This is a genomic window from Nocardia sp. NPDC051832 (genome assembly GCF_040681285.1).
Lineage (GTDB): Bacteria > Actinomycetota > Actinomycetes > Mycobacteriales > Mycobacteriaceae > Nocardia.
The window spans coordinates 1,719,054-1,734,993 of record NZ_JBFAYL010000001.1 but is presented as its reverse complement, the minus strand read 5'-3'; the positions used below and the strand labels follow the sequence as shown (position 1 = coordinate 1,734,993).

General features: G+C 68.9%; 13 protein-coding genes. 12 read left to right on the top strand and 1 reads right to left on the bottom strand.

Annotated features, from left to right (window positions below; genetic code table 11):
• Position 1: 1 nt before the first annotated feature.
• The 12 genes from AB0M14_RS07780 to AB0M14_RS07725 all read left to right on the top strand — a co-directional run bounded on the left by AB0M14_RS07780 (position 2) and on the right by AB0M14_RS07725 (position 14,613).
• Positions 2-1,441 (top strand): NAD-dependent succinate-semialdehyde dehydrogenase, encoded by a 1,440-nt coding sequence (locus AB0M14_RS07780; RefSeq protein ID WP_364990120.1) that lies wholly within the window; start codon positions 2-4, stop codon positions 1,439-1,441.
• Between the two features lie 18 nt (positions 1,442-1,459).
• Positions 1,460-2,623 carry an acyl-CoA dehydrogenase family protein gene (locus tag AB0M14_RS07775; protein ID WP_364990117.1) on the top strand — a complete coding sequence of 388 codons (1,164 nt, stop codon included), beginning with the start codon at positions 1,460-1,462 and terminating at the stop codon, positions 2,621-2,623.
• A gap of 9 nt (positions 2,624-2,632) precedes the next feature.
• Entirely contained in the window at positions 2,633-3,757 is a 1,125-nt protein-coding gene (locus AB0M14_RS07770) for an acyl-CoA dehydrogenase family protein (RefSeq protein ID WP_364990114.1), read from the top strand.
• 237 nt (positions 3,758-3,994) lie between these two features.
• The gene (locus tag AB0M14_RS07765) at positions 3,995-5,836 is read left to right on the top strand and encodes an alkyl sulfatase dimerization domain-containing protein (RefSeq protein ID WP_364991403.1); all 1,842 of its coding nucleotides are present in this window, start codon (positions 3,995-3,997) and stop codon (positions 5,834-5,836) included.
• A 45-nt stretch (positions 5,837-5,881) separates the two neighbouring features.
• A complete protein-coding gene (locus AB0M14_RS07760; protein ID WP_364990112.1) occupies positions 5,882-6,739 on the top strand; it encodes an alpha/beta hydrolase in 858 nt (285 codons plus the stop codon).
• Between the two features lie 28 nt (positions 6,740-6,767).
• On the top strand, positions 6,768-7,502 hold the full coding sequence (locus tag AB0M14_RS07755) for a MerR family transcriptional regulator (RefSeq protein WP_364990109.1): 735 nt from the start codon (positions 6,768-6,770) through the stop codon (positions 7,500-7,502).
• A 125-nt stretch (positions 7,503-7,627) separates the two neighbouring features.
• Complete coding sequence (locus tag AB0M14_RS07750; protein ID WP_364990106.1) at positions 7,628-8,818, top strand: ROK family protein; 1,191 nt, start codon at positions 7,628-7,630, stop codon at positions 8,816-8,818.
• A gap of 26 nt (positions 8,819-8,844) precedes the next feature.
• Positions 8,845-10,359, top strand: coding sequence for a sugar ABC transporter ATP-binding protein (locus AB0M14_RS07745; RefSeq protein WP_364990103.1), 1,515 nt, complete (start codon positions 8,845-8,847; stop codon positions 10,357-10,359).
• A 59-nt stretch (positions 10,360-10,418) separates the two neighbouring features.
• A complete protein-coding gene (locus AB0M14_RS07740) occupies positions 10,419-11,366 on the top strand; it encodes an ABC transporter permease (RefSeq protein ID WP_364990099.1) in 948 nt (315 codons plus the stop codon).
• A 27-nt stretch (positions 11,367-11,393) separates the two neighbouring features.
• Complete coding sequence (locus AB0M14_RS07735) at positions 11,394-12,440, top strand: substrate-binding domain-containing protein (RefSeq protein ID WP_364990096.1); 1,047 nt, start codon at positions 11,394-11,396, stop codon at positions 12,438-12,440.
• A gap of 8 nt (positions 12,441-12,448) precedes the next feature.
• A complete protein-coding gene (locus tag AB0M14_RS07730) occupies positions 12,449-13,609 on the top strand; it encodes a Gfo/Idh/MocA family oxidoreductase (protein WP_364990095.1) in 1,161 nt (386 codons plus the stop codon).
• The gene (locus AB0M14_RS07725; RefSeq protein ID WP_364990092.1) at positions 13,606-14,613 is read left to right on the top strand and encodes a sugar phosphate isomerase/epimerase family protein; all 1,008 of its coding nucleotides are present in this window, start codon (positions 13,606-13,608) and stop codon (positions 14,611-14,613) included. The genes AB0M14_RS07730 and AB0M14_RS07725 overlap by 4 nt, the downstream gene beginning before the upstream one ends.
• Here the strand turns inward: AB0M14_RS07725 and AB0M14_RS07720 are convergent, their stop codons facing one another.
• Positions 14,614-15,765: a lipase family protein gene (locus AB0M14_RS07720; protein ID WP_364991400.1), complete on the bottom strand. Its 1,152-nt coding sequence runs from the start codon at positions 15,763-15,765 to the stop codon at positions 14,614-14,616.
• Positions 15,766-15,940: the final 175 nt, after the last annotated feature.

The following is a 15,940-nucleotide window of genomic DNA, read 5'->3' as shown; positions in this document are numbered from 1 at the left end:
AATGGTTGCGCTTCCCGGACTGCCGGAGGGGCATTACATCGACGGGGAGTGGACCGGCGCGCCTGCCACGCTGCCCGTGCGGAATCCGGCTACGGGCCAGATAATCGCCCGGGTCGCGGACGCCGACGCCGAGGTGGGTCGGCGAGCGCTCGCGGCCGCGGTTGCCGCACAGCCGGATTGGGCAGCGACGAGCCCCCGCGCCCGTGCGGATGTGCTCATGACCGTCTTCGGTCTGCTGCACGAGCGCGCGGGTCAGTTCGCCGCGCTGATCACCGCGGAAATGGGCAAGCCGCTCGCCGAGGCGCGCGGCGAGGTGGCCTACGGCGCGGAGTTCTTCCGCTGGTTCGCCGAGGAGAGCGTGCGGTTCGGAGGGAGCTACCGCGTCGCGCCGTCCGGCGCCCGGCGCATCGTCACCATGAAGCAGCCGGTCGGTCCCGTGCTGGCCATCACGCCCTGGAATTTCCCGCTGGCCATGGGTGCGCGCAAGATCGCCCCGGCGCTGGCCGCGGGTTGCACCGTCGTGCTGAAGCCCGCCCCGCAGACACCGCTGACCTCGCTCGCCCTGATGGCACTGCTGGACGAGGCGGGAGTCCCCGCGGGCGTGGTGAATTGCGTGACGACCTCCGATGCCGCCGCGGTGTGCGGGCCACTGATCGCCGATCCCGGGCTGCGGAAGCTGACCTTCACCGGCTCCACGGCCGTCGGCCGGGCACTACTCGCCCAGGCGTCGCAGCGGGTTCTGCGCACCTCGATGGAGCTCGGCGGCAACGCGCCGTTCGTGGTGCTCGCCGGTGCGGATCTGGACAAGGCCGTGGCCGGCGCGGTCGAGGCGAAGATGCGCAACTCCGGTGAAGCCTGCACGGCGGCGAACCGGTTCCTGGTGCACGAGTCCCTGGCCGAAGAGTTCGCCGACCGGCTCACCGCGCGGATGTCCGCGCTGCGGGTCGGCGACGGCATGGACCCCGGCACCGAGGTCGGTCCGCTCATCGATGCGAATGCCGTTGCGGCGGTGCAGAAGCTGGTCGACGAAGCCGTGCGGCTCGGGGCCCGGGTCCGCACCGGTGGTCGGCGACGACCCGGCGCGGGGTACTTCTTCGAGCCAACGGTGCTGACGGACGTCCCGCCGGACGCCCGCATCCTGCACTCGGAGATCTTCGGACCCGTCGCGCCCGTTCGCACCTTCGGCACCACGGCTGAAGCGTTGGCCGAGGCCAACGCCACGACGGCGGGGCTGATCGGCTATGTCTACGGCGAAAACCTGGGCGAGACCCTCGCTTTCGCCGAGAACCTGCACACCGGCATGGTCGGCGTGAACGCGGGCGTCGTCTCCGACCCCGCCGCGCCGTTCGGCGGCGTCAAGGAGTCCGGACTCGGCCGCGAGGGCGGCCGGGAGGGACTCGACGAATACCTCGAGACCAAATATCTCGGTCTCGCACTCTGAACCGGAGGCTGTTTCCCCATGCAATTGGCGCTCACCGAGGACGAACTCGCATTCCGCGACGAGTTGCGCGCCTTCTTCCGCACCGAAATCCCGGCCGAGATCCGCAATCGGGCCCGGCACAGCGAGGAACTGAGCAAGGACGATTTCGTCACCACCCAGCGCATTCTCAACGCGCACGGGCTGGCGGTGCCGAACTGGCCGGTGGAGTGGGGCGGCAAGGACTGGACCCCGATCCAGCGCCACCTCTGGCACGACGAAATGCAACTGGCGTCGGTGCCCGAGCCGCTGACCTTCAACACCAACATGATCGGCCCGGTCATCGCGCAATTCGGCTCGCGGGAACTCAAGGAACGCTTCCTGCCGCCGACCGCCAACCTCGACATCTGGTGGTGCCAGGGCTTTTCCGAGCCCGAGGCCGGATCGGACCTGGCCTCGCTGCGCACCACCGCGGTGCGCGACGGCGACAGCTACGTGGTGAACGGCCAGAAGACCTGGACCACCGCCGCGCAGTCCGCGGACTGGATGTTCTGCCTGGTGCGCACCGATCCGAACGCGCCCAAGAAGCAGGCGGGCATCTCGCTGCTGCTGTTCCCGCTCGACACCCCCGGCGTCACCGTGCGCCCGATCGAGCTCATCGACGGCGGCTACGAGGTCAACGAGGTCTTCCTCGAAGACGTCCGGGTGCCCGCGAATCAGCTTGTCGGCGAAGAGAATCAGGGCTGGACCTACGCGAAGTACCTGCTCGGCAACGAACGGACCGGCATCGCCGCCGTCGGCCAGACCAAGGTACGACTGTGGCTGGCCAAGGAATACGCGCGCCAGACCCGGCTCGGGACGGGCACCCTGCTGACCGATCCGCTGTTCGCGGCCCGGCTGGCCGACCTCGAAAACGAGGTGCTGGCACTGGAATTGGTGCAGCTGCGGGTCGCCGCGGGTTCGGCGGACGGCAAGCCCGCGCCCGAGTCCTCGATTCTGAAGCTGCGCGGGACCGAGCTCCAGCAGGCGGTCACCGAACTGCTGGTCGACGTGGCCGGGCCCGCCTCGCTGCCGCGCGACGGCGCGTCCGAGGACTGGGCGCGCCGCAGCACCGCCACCTACCTGAACTACCGCAAGACATCGATCTACGGAGGATCGAACGAGGTGCAGCGCAGCATCATCGCCTCGACGATCCTCGGATTGTGAGGCCCCGCCATGGATTTCACCCCCACCAGTGAACAGATCATGCTGCGCGACACCGTGCGCGACGTGCTGGCCCGGCACTACGACCCGGAACGGCGGGCCAAGATCGTCGAGTCCGATCCGGGCTGGAACCCGGCGGTGTGGCGCACGCTGGCCGAAATCGGGCTGACCGGATTGACGATCGGCGAGGCGGACGGCGGCATGGGCGCCGGGCCACTCGAATCCATGCTGGTCATGACCGAGGTCGGCCGCCGCCTCGCACCGGAGCCGCTGCTCGACTGCGCGCTGCTGCCGGGCGAGATCGTCGCCGACGCGGGCACTCCCGCCCAGCGGCAGGAATTGCTACCCGCCCTGGCGCAGGGCAGCCTGTGGCTGGCCTTCGCCCACAGCGAGCCGGGCCTGCGGTGGCCCGCCGACGAGGTCGCCACCACGGCCCGGCGGCACGGCGACAACTGGCAGCTCACCGGGCGTAAACACCCGGTGTCGCACGGTGATTGCGCGGACCGGCTCATCGTGACCGCGGCGCTGCCCGAGGGCGTCGGCCTCTTTCTCGTCGATGCCGCCGACCCGGGTGTACGCCGCACGCCCTACCGCACCCACGACGGATCGCGCGGCGCCGATATCGAATTCGACAGTGCGACAGCCGAACCCCTCGGTGCGCCGGTGGACGCCACGTCGGTGGTGCGTACCGCCGTCGCCCGCGCCCAGGCCGCCCTGTGCGCGGAAGCCGTCGGGGCGATGGAAGAGTCGCTGCGACTGACCACCGAGTACCTGAAAACCCGCAAGCAGTTCGGTGTCCCGCTGCGCGCCTTCCAAACCCTGACCCAGCGCGCCGCCGACATGTATGTCTCGCTCGAACTGGCGCGCGGCATGAGCATGTACGCCGCCATGTCGCTGGCCGAGGGCGCCGTCGATCCGGTCGCCGTCTCCCGCGCCAAGCTGCGCGTCGGGCACTCGGCCCGGCATATCGGCCAGGAGGCGATCCAGTTGCACGGCGGCATCGGCATGACCGCCGAATATCCGGTGGGGCACTACACCGCCCGGCTCACCGCGATCGAGCACACCCTCGGCGACAGCAGCGATCACCTGCGGTTCCTCGGGCAGCACGTCGGTGACCATCAGCTCGTCGAACTCTGAAGTCGGACAGGAGAATCAAGAATGCTCGGTGCGGACAACGGCCGGAACAACCAGGATCGGCCGGGACCCAAGCTCTCCCGGCGCGGCGTGCTGGGGGTGGGCGCCGCGGCGCTGGCGGCGGCGGGAACCGGCGTCGCCGTCACCGGGTGCGGTAGCGAGGACGAGGTGAATCCTTCTGCCGTGCAGACGGATCCGACCGAGCACATCGTGTCGGCGAACAAGAAGGTCGCCGAGACCATGCCGTTCGGCGACACCGCCGACTTCGTGGACGCCGACCGCGGGTTCATCGCCGCGCTGGATCCCGGCGTGGTGCGCGGTGCCGACGGAAAGGTGGTGTGGGACAACGATTCCTACGATTTCCTGCACGGCACCTGCCCGGCCTCGGCCAACCCGAGCCTGTGGCGGCAGTCGCAGCTGACCGTCAAACAGGGCCTCTACGAGATCGCGCCCGGCTTCTATCAGGTGCGCGGCCTGGATCTGTCGAACATGACCATCGTCGAGGGTGACACCGGCATCGTGGTCATCGATCCGCTGATCTCCACCGAGACCGCGGCCGCCGGCCTGGCGCTCTACCGGGCCCATCGCGGAAACCGCCCGGTCACCGGGTTGATCTACTCGCATTCGCACGTCGACCACTTCGGTGGTGCGCTCGGCGTCACCACGCGCGAGGACGTGGCGGCCGGCCGCTGTCCTGTGCTCGCCCCGGTCGGATTCCTCGAACACGCTGTGGCGGAGAACATTTACACGGGTACCGCCATGGCGCGCCGGGCGGCCTACATGTACGGCGCGGTGCTGCCGCGCGGACCGAAGGGCCAGATCGGCGCGGGGCTGGGGCAGACCACCTCGGTGGGCACCGTCACGCTGATCGCTCCCACCAAGGACATCACCGCCACCGGCCAGCAGGAGGTGGTCGACGGCGTGCGCATGGTGTTCCAGATGACGCCGGGCACCGAGGCGCCCGCGGAGCTGAACTTCTACTTCCCGGACCGCCGGATCCTGTGCATGGCGGAGAACGCCACGCACACCTTGCACAATCTGCTGACGCTGCGTGGCGCGCTGGTGCGGGACCCGCACGTCTGGTCGAAGTATCTGACCGAGTCGATCAATCTGTATGCGCGCCAATCGGATCTGGTGTTCTCCTCGCATCACTGGCCGATCTGGGGCACCGAGCGGATCGTGGAATTCCTGTCGTTGCAACGGGATCTGTACGGCTATCTCAACGACCAGACGCTGCGGCTGCTGAATCAGGGCTACGTCGGCAGCGAGATCGCCGAGATGCTGAAGCTGCCGCCCGCGATCGAGCGGTCCTGGTCGACGCACGGCTACTACGGGTCGGTCAGTCACAACGTGAAGGCCATCTATCAGCGATACATGGGCTGGTTCGACGGGAATCCGGCGCACCTGTGGGAACATCCGCCGGTCGAGTCCGCCAAGCGGCACGTAGCCGCCATGGGCGGGGCGAACGCGGTGCTCAGGACCGCCCAGAAGGCTTACGACGAAGGCGATTTCCGCTGGGTCGTGCAGCTGGTCAACTACGTGATCTTCGCCGAGCCGGATCATCTCAAGGCAAAGCGCTTGCAGGCCAGTGCCTTCGAGCAGCTCGGATACGGCTCCGAGAACGCCACCTGGCGCAATTTCTACCTCTCCGGCGCGCACGAACTGCGTAATGGCTCCTTCGGCACGCCCACCTCGGCGAATTCGAGCGGTCTGCTCGCCGCCCTGACCGTGGAGCAGGCGTTCGACGCGATCTCCCTCAATGTCGACGGCCCCAAAGCCTGGGACATCAAGGTGACCACCGACTGGCGCTTCCGCGACGACGCCGACCGGGTGCATCGCGCCGAACTCCGCAACGGTGTGCTGGTGCACTACGACCGCTGGCCCGGCGATGGCCTGCCCGCTCCCGACGCCACCATCACCCTCACCCGCGGCGTGTTCCTGCGAAACATGCTCGCGGGCGGCGACATGCAGCAGGCCATCGGCAAGGGTGAAGTGCTCGTCGACGGGAACCTGGCGGTCCTGGTCCAGCTGAAGAGCCTGTTCACCAAGCCCGACCCGGGCTTCGCGATGGTCACTCCCTAACGCCGGCTTGACCCTGACGCTACGTCAGGGTTGCAGGCTTGTCCCATGACCAGCAACCTCACTTTCGCACCGCCGATCGGCGGATTCCAGGAGATCGACGGCCGCCGCGTATACCTGCATCGGTCCGGCAGCGGCGGACCCGCCGTCGTGTTCCTGCCGGGCGCGAGCGCGGTGGGCCTGGACTATTTCGGTGTCCAGCAACAGGTCTCGGAGTTCACCACGGCCGTGGTGTACGACCGCGGCGGCAGCGGCTACAGCGACCCGCTGCCGCAGCCGCGCACAGCCGCCGCGGTCGCCACGCAGCTGCGCGAGCTGCTGCGCGCCCAGCACATCCCCGGCCCCTATGTGCTCGCGGCGCACTCCCTCGGCGGTTTCTTCGCGCATCGATTCGCGCAGCTGTACCCGCAGGACGTGGCGGGACTGGTCTGGTTGGACGCGCTACACCACCGGTGGGACGACTTCATGCCGCCCGAGGCGAGCCTGGGCGCGACCGAGCAGCAGGCCCCTGATCTGGCCCAGCTGCGGCTGATGGTTCCGGAGCTGCGCGCGACGTATGCCGAGTCGCTCGCCGACTACCCGGAGCGCCTGCGGCAACCGCTGCTCGAGGCAAAGGTGAGCGACGGATGGCTGCTGGCCGGTGCCGCCGAGCGCTGCGGCTTGGTCGACCTTGCCGCCGAACTGCGGGCCGGCCCTGCGTTGCCCGGGGTCCCGCTGATCGCGCTCACTGTGGCGCAGGGGCCACAGGAGCCGAAGGCGCGGCTGGACGCGGCCGTGGTGGACGCCGTCTCGGGCGGTGAACAGCGCTTCATCACCGACACCTATCACCATCGGCTCTGCTTCGATCGCCCGGACGCCGTGGTCCAGGCGATCCGCGACGTCATCGACCAGGTGGGCCGCCCTTAGACTCGCACGAGGGTCAAGGAGGTGAACGGTGCTGACGATCAGCCAACTGGCGGCTACCGCCGGGGTGACTGTCCGCACCGTTCGCCACTATCACCAAGTCGGCCTGTTTCCTGAACCCGAGCGCGATGCCTCCGGCTATCGCCGCTACAGCGCCCAGGCAGCGGTGGATCTCATCAGAATCCGCACGCTCGCCGACGCCGGTGTGCCGCTCGCCCGAATCGACGCGTTGCTGCGCGCCCAGCCCGCCGAATTCGCGGCGGCCATCACCGAGATCGATGCGGAACTAGAGCGCAAGGTCGGCCAGCTCACCGAGCACCGGCGCCGCATCGCCGACCTGGAAAGCGGCGAAAGACTAGTCCTGCCCTCCGCGGTGATCGCCCTCCTGGACCGGATGCGGGGCCTCGGGATCAGCGAGAAGCGCGTGCGTCTGGAACGTGATGCGTGGATCCTGGTCCAGGCCATGGAGCCGGACTCCCTGGCGCAGCGAATCCACGACAAGAACGCCGGTTTCGACGACCCCGAGACGATCCGCCTGATCCTCGCCTGCGACGCGGCGGCCGACTGGGATCCCCGCGACCCACGCCTGGATGCGCTCATCGACGACCTGGACGCCTGGGAGATCGCGCACCGCGATCCCGCCGAGACCGGGGACCAGAAGCTGGTCGTCGCCCGAATCTCGGAAGCCTCTCCGGCCTGGCAGCGCATCCTCGACGCCCTCACCCACCGCGCCGAGCAGCGCCGAAACAGCCAGCACGGCGGCTGAATCCAGCGGCTACCTGGTCGACTTTGTCTTGGTACAGAACAAACTTTGTCCGATTTCTCCGAAAGTCGGGACAGGGCGCGGCGAAAGGCGTTGAATCGCGGTATCCGTAGGAAAGAAGGACGCTGATGCGGATCGCGGCTCGACCCGAAAACACCCACCAGGAACGGCTTTTGCGGCTGCTCCGGGACCGGGGGCCGCAGTCCCGCTCGGAGCTGGGGCATCCGATGGAGTTGTCGCGATCCAAGCTCGCGGTCGAATTGGATCGGCTGGCCGAACTCGGACTGGTCGAGGCGGGCGGGCTCGCGGCCTCCAGCGGGGGACGGCGCTCGGCCATCGCACGGCTGGCTTCCGGGCTGCGGTTCGCCGCGGTGGACATCGGAGCCACCTCCATCGACGTCGCGATCACGGACGGCGAATTGCGGGTTCTCGGAACGCTTTCCGAGCCGAGTGACATCCGGCAAGGCCCGGCGGCCGTGCTCGAGCGGGTGCTGGATCTGCTGAGCAAGTTGCGCGCGGAACACGCGCCCGGCGCTCGTCTGCACGGCGCGGGGATCGGCGTGCCCGGTCCGGTCAGCTTCCGCGAAGGCATGTCGGTGTCGCCGCCGATCATGCCCGGCTGGCATCGGTTCCCCGTGCGCGAGGTGCTGACGCAGGAACTGGGCTGCCCGGTGCTGGTCGACAACGACGTCAACATCCTCGCGCTGGGTGAAATGCATTCCGGTTCAGCACCGTCCGTCGAGGACTTCCTGCTGGTCAAGATCGGCACCGGCGTCGGCTGCGGAATCGTGGTGGGCGGGGACATCTACCGCGGCGTCTCCGGCAGCGCGGGCGATATCGGGCACATCCGGATCAGCGACGACGGGCCGGTGTGCGCCTGCGGCAACACCGGCTGCCTGGAGGCCTACGCGGGCGGTGCGGCGCTCGCCCGGGAAGCGCTGGCGCACGCGCGATCCGGGCGCTCGGTGTTCCTCGCCGAACGGCTGGCGAGCGCGGGCGCGCTGACCGCCGTCGATGTCGCCGATGCCGCCGCCGCGGGAGATCCAGTGGCGGTAGGCATGATTCGCGACGCGGGCGCGCATCTCGGCACGGTGCTGGCCGGGCTGGTCAGCTTCTTCAATCCCGGGCTGGTGGTGATCGCCGGGGGCGTCACCGGATTCGGTCATCCGCTGCTGGCCGAGATCCGCAGCGTGGTCTACCGGCGTTCGCTGCCGCTGGCCACCGGGAATCTGCCGATCGTCCTGACCGAGCTCGCCGGGGTCGGCGGCTTGATCGGCGCGGCCCGGCTCATCAGCGATCACGTTTTCAGCGTCGCCTGATCGGCGGCTCGGCAAGGAGGCCGGCCATGGCTCCGGATGCTCAGGACCCCGTGCTGACCATGCGCGGCATCGTCAAGGAATTCCCGGGTGTGCGTGCGCTCGACCAGGTCGATCTCGAGGTGCGTGCGGGAGAGGTGCACTGCCTGCTCGGGCAGAACGGCGCCGGGAAATCCACGCTGATCAAGGTGCTTTCGGGTGCGCATCAACCGGACGACGGCGAAATGCGGTGGCGCGGTGCGCCGGTGCGGCTGTCCGGACCGGCGGCGGCCACCCGATTGGGCATCGCCACGATCTATCAGGAACTGGATTTGTGTGACGGGCTCAGCATCGCCGAGAACATCTTCCTCGGGCACGAGCACGCGCGCGGCGGGTTCACCCGCCGCGCCCCCGCCGCCCGCGCGACCACCGAATTGCTCAGCCGCCTAGGGCATTCCGAATTGCGGCCGGAGACGATCGTCGAGTCGCTGCCCGCCGCGGCCAAGCAGGTGGTCAGCATCGCGCGGGCGCTGTCCTACGACGCGCGCCTGATCGTGATGGACGAACCGTCCGCGGCGCTGGGCAACGACGAGGTGGGCAATCTGTTCCGCATCATCGGCCAGCTGCGCTCGGAAGGCGTTGCGGTGGTCTATATTTCGCACCGCCTGGAGGAGATCCGGGCGATCGGCGACCGGATCACCGTCCTCAAGGACGGCCGCACCGTCGCCGCTGGACTCCCGGCGAGCACCACCAGCACCCAGCAGGTGGTGTCGTTGATGACCGGCAACGGCGCGCTCCAGGAAGCCGCGGCACGGTCGTCGAGTGCCGCGACCGATGCGGTACTGCGCGTCACCGGACTCGGTCTCACCGGCCGATTCCACGACATCTCGTTCACCGTGCACGCGGGAGAGATCGTCGGCCTGGCCGGACTGGTCGGCGCGGGCCGCTCGGAAATCCTGGAATCGATCTACGGAGCGCGCCGGCCCTCGGCGGGCCAAGTGCTGGTCGACGGCCGCCGCCTGCGCCCGGGCAGCACCCGCGCCGCGGTGTCCGCCGGTCTGGGACTCGCCCCGGAGGAACGAAAATCCCAGGCGCTGTTCCTCCTGCAATCGGTGGGCCGCAACATCTCCGCCGCCGCGCTGCCGCGCTACTCCCGCTTCGGCTGGTTCGACCGCCGCCGCGAACGCGCCGACACCCGCGCCGCAGGCACGCGCGTCGGCCTCCGCCCCGCCGATCCCACGCACCCGGTGCGCGAATTGTCCGGCGGCAACCAGCAGAAGGCGATCCTGGCCCGCTGGCTGCTCGACGACGCCCGGGTGCTGTTGCTGGACGAACCGACCCGCGGCGTCGACGTCGGCGCCCGCGCCGAGGTGTACGCCCAGATCCGCAGGCTGGCCGAACTGGGCGTCGCGGTGCTGCTGGTCTCCAGCGATCTGCCCGAACTACTCGCGCTGTCGGACCGGGTGCTGGTGCTGCGCGACGGCGCGGTGATCCACACCGCGCCCGCGGCCGATCTCACCGAGCACGACGTCATCGCCATGATCATGGAAGGGAGCGCGCTGTGAAGCAACAGGCGAAAACAGCGGCCCCGCTGAGTGAGAGACCGGCATCGGCCGTTCCTCGCTTGGCGCGCAAGGAGATTCGTAAGCACGCGACGTTGGTGATCGCGCTGCTGGCGCTGGTGGCGGTCGGCGCTGTCACCAAGGGCGAGGATTTTCTCAGCACCAGCAATCTGATCACCATCCTGACCCTGGCGTCGGTGATCGGGGTGGTCACCGTCGGGATGACGTTCGTGATCATCGGCGGCGGCATCGACCTGTCGGTGGGCGCGATCATCGCGCTGGCCTCGGTCTGGTGCACCACCACCGCGACGCAATCCTATGGCGTGGCGGGAATGGTGTTCTGCGCCTTGGCGGTCGGCGCCGCCTGCGGACTGTTGAACGGGGCGCTCATCGCCTACGGCAAGCTCGTCCCGTTCATCGTCACGCTGGCGTTGATGGTGGCCGCGCGCGGCCTGGCCGAGGAACTCTCCGGCCGGCAGTCGCAGCTGGTCACCACCGATCTGCTGGCGCTGGCGCAGGAGCGGGTGCTGGGCATTCCGCTGATGGTCTATCTGTTCCTCGTGGTGGTGGCGATCGGGTGGATCCTGCTGGAGCGCACCACTTTCGGACGGCGCAGCTTCGCGGTCGGCGGCAATCCGGAGGCGGCCCGGCTGGCCGGCATCGATGTACGGAGGCACACCCTGCTGCTCTACGTCATCTCCGGAGTGTGCTGTGGCATCGCCGCGATCATGCTGACCGCGCAGACGACCACCGGGTCCAGCACCAACGGCCAGCTCTACGAGCTGGACGCGATCGCCGCGGTGGTCATCGGCGGCACGCTGCTCAGCGGCGGGTTCGGCACCATCACCGGGTCGATCCTCGGGGTGCTGGTCTTCACCGTCATCGAGGACCTGTTCATCCTCAACAACCTGGCACAACCCATCCAGGCGATCGGCAAGGGCGCGATCATCATCGCCGTCCTGCTGTTCCAGCGCTTCAGCCGCGCGCGGGCCGTCCCCACTCTCACGTGAGAACCGTTAATACACAAAGGAATACCCATGAGTACCAGCCACATTCCCTCCCGTCGCGGCGTTCTGCTCGGCGGTCTGGCCGCCGGCGCGGGCCTGCTCGCGGCGGCCTGCACCTCCAACGAGAGCTCCTCCAACACCCAGGTCGCGGGTACGACCGGCGCGAACGCCGCCGCCGGAAAGGAAGTGCGGATCGGGTTCTCCGCGCCCGCCGCCGATCACGGATGGACCGCGGCCATCACCCGCAACGCCCGCGCACAGGCCGGTGGGCTCGAGGACGTGAAACTCGATCTCACCGAGGGCACCAACGACGTCGCCCGCCAGATCGAGCAGGTGCAGACCCTCATCAATCAGAAGGTCGACGTCCTGGTGATCTTGCCCTTCGACGGCAACGCCCTCACCGCGGTCGCGAGAAACGCTATGTCGGCCGGGATTCCGGTGATCAACTTGGATCGGGTGTTCGCCTCGGCGCTGGCCTACCGCACCTGGATCGGCGGCGACAACTACGGCATGGGCATCAACGCGGCCAACTTCCTCATCGCCAAGATGCGGGAGAAGAACATCGCCAACCCGGTGATCGTGGAGATCGCCGGAATCGACAACCTGCAACTCACTCAGGAACGCAGCCAGGGCTTCAAGGACGCGCTCGCCGCCGCCGGGTTCCGGATCGAGGCGCGGCAGTCCACCGATTTCACCGCGGCCGGCGGCCAGCAGGTGGCCAGCCAGATGCTGCAAGCAGTGAAGAAGATCGACGCGATGTGGAACCACGACGACGATCAGGGCATCGGCGTGCTGGCCGCCATCCGGCAGGCCAACCGCGCGGGCGAATTCGTCATGGTGGGCGGCGGCGGCTCGACCCAGGCGATGAACGAGATCAAGGGCGGGAACTCGCCGTTGCAGGCGACCGTGCTCTACAGCCCGGCCATGGCCTCCTCCGCCGTCACGCTGGCCCGGCTGCTGGGGCAGCGCAAGGCGCTCGGTGATCTCGCCGAACACGATGTGCCCGCGAAGATTACGACCTTCTCCGCGGTGGTGACCAAGGACAACGTCGATCAGTACCTGGCCAACGGCTACTGAGGAGCCCGATGACATCGACACACCGCCCGCGGATCGGCATCGGCCTGGTCGGCCATGCCTTCATGGGCCGCGCCCACTCACACGCCTGGCGCAGTGTGGACGCGATCTTCGAATTGCCGTGGCAGCCGGTGCTTTCGGTGCTCGCGGGACGCGACGCCGACCGGGCGGGCGTAGCGGCCGCCCGGCTCGGCTGGGGGAGTGCGGTAGCGGACTGGCAGCTCCTGCTGACGCGCGATGACGTCGATCTCATCGATATCTGCACTCCCGGTGACAGTCACGCCGAAATCGCCATCGCTGCACTGGAAGCGGGCAAGCACGTGCTGTGTGAGAAGCCGCTGGCCAATACCGTGGCCGAGGCGGAGGCGATGGCCGCGGCGGCCGAGCGGGCCGCGCGCCAGGGCGTGCGGTCCATGGTCGGCTTCAGCTACCGGCGGGTGCCGGCGCTGGCGCTGGCCCGGAACCTGGTGGCGCAGGGGCGGATCGGCACGATCCGGCACGTGCGGGCGCAGTATCTCCAAGACTGGCTCGCCGATCCCCAAACGCCCCTGAGCTGGCGGCTGGACCGGCGGCGCGCCGGATCCGGGGCGCTCGGCGACATCGGCGCGCACATCATCGACGCCACCCAGTTCGTCACCGGCGAAGCGCTGACCGGGGTTTCGGCGATGCTGGACACCTTCGTCACCGAACGGCCGCTGCCGGACGGGCCAGGCAGTGGGCCCGTCACCGTCGACGACGCCGCCCTGTTCCTCGGGCGGCTCTCCGGCGGCGGGCTGGCCTCGTTCGAGGCCAGCCGGGTCGCGGCGGGCAGAAAGAACTCCTTACGCCTGGAGCTCAACGGAACTCGCGGCTCGCTCGCCTTCGACCTGGAGTCGATGAACGAGCTGTGGTTCCACGACCACACCGAGGAACCCGAGACCGCCGGCTTCCGGCGCATCCTGGTGACCGAACCGCAGCACCCCTACGCCGGCGCCTGGTGGCCGCCCGGGCACAGCCTCGGCTACGACCACACCTTCGCCAACCAGGTCGCCGACCTGGTCATCGCGATCGCCGCGGGCAAAGATCCCGAACCCACCTTCGCCGACGGGCTCGCCGTGCAACGCGTCCTCGCGGCAGTCCAGGCGAGCGCGGCCGACGCGGGCCGCTGGACCGCCATCGGAGGAAAGCCATGAGACCGATCACGCTGTTCACCGGGCAATGGGCCGACCTGCCCTTCGAGCAGGTCTGCGCGCTCGCCGCCGACTGGGGCTACGACGGCCTCGAAATCGCCTGCTCCGGCGATCATTTCGAGGTCGACAAGGCACTGTCCGATCCGAATTACGTGGCAGCCAAACGCAAGACCCTCGAACGCCACGGCCTCCAGGTCTTCGCCCTCTCCAATCACCTGGTCGGCCAGGCGATCTGCGACCATCCCATCGACGAGCGCCATCGCGCGATCATCCCGGCCCGGCTCTGGGGCGACGGTGAACCCGAAGGCGTCCGCCGCCGCGCCGCCGCCGAAATGGCCGACACCGCCCGGGCGGCGTCCGCACTCGGCGTCCGCACCGTCGTCGGTTTCACCGGCTCGAGCATCTGGCACACGCTGGCCATGTTCCCGCCGGTGTCGCAGGACACCATCGACCGCGGCTATCAGGATTTCGCCGACCGGTGGAACCCGATCCTCGACGTCTTCGACGCCGAGGGCATCCGCTTCGCGCACGAGGTGCACCCCAGCGAAATCGCCTACGACTACTGGACCACGGTGCGCGCGCTGGCCGCCGTCGACCGGCGTCCCGCCTTCGGCTTGAACTGGGACCCTTCCCATTTCCTCTGGCAGGACCTCGACCCGGTCGCCTTCATTCTCGACTTCGCCGACCGGATCTACCACGTCGACTGCAAGGACACCAAGCTCCGCCGCGCCGATGGCCGCCGCGGCCGTCTCTCCTCCCACCTGCCGTGGGGCGACCCGCGCCGCGGCTGGGACTTCGTCTCCACCGGCCGCGGCGACGTCCCCTGGGAAGACTGCTTCCGCGCCCTCAACAGCATCGGCTACACCGGCCCCATCTCGATCGAATGGGAAGACGCGGGCATGGACCGCCTGATGGGCGCGCCCGACGCCCTCGCGGTCATCCGCGCCTACAACGCGATCACGCCCCCGTCCGCGGCTTTCGACGCGGCGTTCAACGAGCAGCGGTAGTCAGCAGTTGCTGGGCGCCGCTTCGCCACGGAAGCGGGCATCGATCCAGCTGAGCGCGGACGGGGCGCCGAGCACGGCGGTGCTCAGATGGTCGGGGCTGGGGTACAGCTCCGACTGCACGGGCACGCCCGCCGCGCAGTACCGCCGCATGGTGTTCTCGATGGAATCGACCGGAATCAGCAGGTCTTGCGGGGCATGCCATTCGAACACCGGCGCGAGGGGCGTCCCGTCGTACAGTTCGAGGCTGTTGTCCTCGACGACCCGCCGCGCGTCCGGATCCTCGACCAGCGATGTCGAGGTAGCGACGTCGGTGACACTGCGACCGGCGCCCGCCAGCAGGATGTCGTTGGTGCAACCGTTGGCGATGCTGGCGCGCGCCGCCAGCCCGGCCGGGCTCAGGTAGGCACTGATCGGCAGTTGCCGCGGGTATTCGCGCTCCAACCCGATCGCGGCGGCCAGCGCCAATCCGAAGACCGGATGTCGCTGATAGCCCAGCTTTTCGATCATCTTCACCATGTTCATCGGCACACCGCCCTCGGCCGCCCCGACCACCCGCAGTTCCGGGGCGTACTCGCGCTGCAGCGCGGCCGCCCACCCGGTGGCCATGCCGCCGCCGGAGTAGCCCAGCATGGCGACGGGACTGGCCCCGAGCCCTAGTTCCGGAACCCGCTGCGCCGCGCGAATGCCGTCCAAAGTGATCAGCCCCCCGAGCCGGGCGGCGCCATAGGCCGCGGTCGGACCGAGATGATCAGGCAGCGCGATCGACCAGCCCCGCAACAGGATGGCGTTGAGTACCGGCGCCTCCTTGACGAACAGATTCGGATCCTGGGTGTAGAGCACCCGCGAAACAGCGCATTTGACGCCCAAGCCATTGATGATGTGCTGATAGGAAAGCAGCGGCGCCCCCGGTTGATGATTGAACGGGGTCAGCACCGTCGTCGTGGCCGCAATCGGGTCACCGGCGGAGTTGGTCGACCGGAACTTGACCAGCGTGACCCGCGCCCCCGGGAAATAGAACAGCGGCGGCATCGGGCGAGTCGCCAGCACCTCGCCCGGCGCCGCGGCCGCGAGGTCGGCCGGCGCGGCATAGAACGGATCGGGGTCCGGAATCGGATACAGCGGCTCAGCCGCAGCAGTCCCGGAGTTGAGCATCAACACGGCGACAGTGCCGAGGGCCGCGAGCAAGCTGAATGGACGGACACCGACGGAGCGGCGAATGTCGAATATGCGCATGGTAAGCGAACCTTCCAACACCGGCAGGGTTGCTAAGAGTTTGCTCAGCGTATCGCGCAGCCCGGACGCGGCCCGAAGGGAACACGCCGACACC

Bases quoted from the DNA above. Each gene is read 5' to 3' on its own strand.
- AB0M14_RS07770 (WP_364990114.1), top strand. From the start codon at position 2,633: ATGGATTTCACCCCCACCAGTGAACAGATCATGCTGCGCGACACCGTG.
- AB0M14_RS07750 (WP_364990106.1), top strand. From the start codon at position 7,628: ATGCGGATCGCGGCTCGACCCGAAAACACCCACCAGGAACGGCTTTTG.
- AB0M14_RS07730 (WP_364990095.1), top strand. From the start codon at position 12,449: ATGACATCGACACACCGCCCGCGGATCGGCATCGGCCTGGTCGGCCAT.
- AB0M14_RS07760 (WP_364990112.1), top strand. From the start codon at position 5,882: ATGACCAGCAACCTCACTTTCGCACCGCCGATCGGCGGATTCCAGGAG.
- AB0M14_RS07780 (WP_364990120.1), top strand. From the start codon at position 2: ATGGTTGCGCTTCCCGGACTGCCGGAGGGGCATTACATCGACGGGGAG.
- AB0M14_RS07735 (WP_364990096.1), top strand. From the start codon at position 11,394: ATGAGTACCAGCCACATTCCCTCCCGTCGCGGCGTTCTGCTCGGCGGT.
- AB0M14_RS07725 (WP_364990092.1), top strand. From the start codon at position 13,606: ATGAGACCGATCACGCTGTTCACCGGGCAATGGGCCGACCTGCCCTTC.
- AB0M14_RS07745 (WP_364990103.1), top strand. From the start codon at position 8,845: ATGGCTCCGGATGCTCAGGACCCCGTGCTGACCATGCGCGGCATCGTC.
- AB0M14_RS07765 (WP_364991403.1), top strand. From the start codon at position 3,995: ATGCCGTTCGGCGACACCGCCGACTTCGTGGACGCCGACCGCGGGTTC.
- AB0M14_RS07775 (WP_364990117.1), top strand. From the start codon at position 1,460: ATGCAATTGGCGCTCACCGAGGACGAACTCGCATTCCGCGACGAGTTG.
- AB0M14_RS07720 (WP_364991400.1), bottom strand. From the start codon at position 15,765: ATGCTCAACTCCGGGACTGCTGCGGCTGAGCCGCTGTATCCGATTCCG.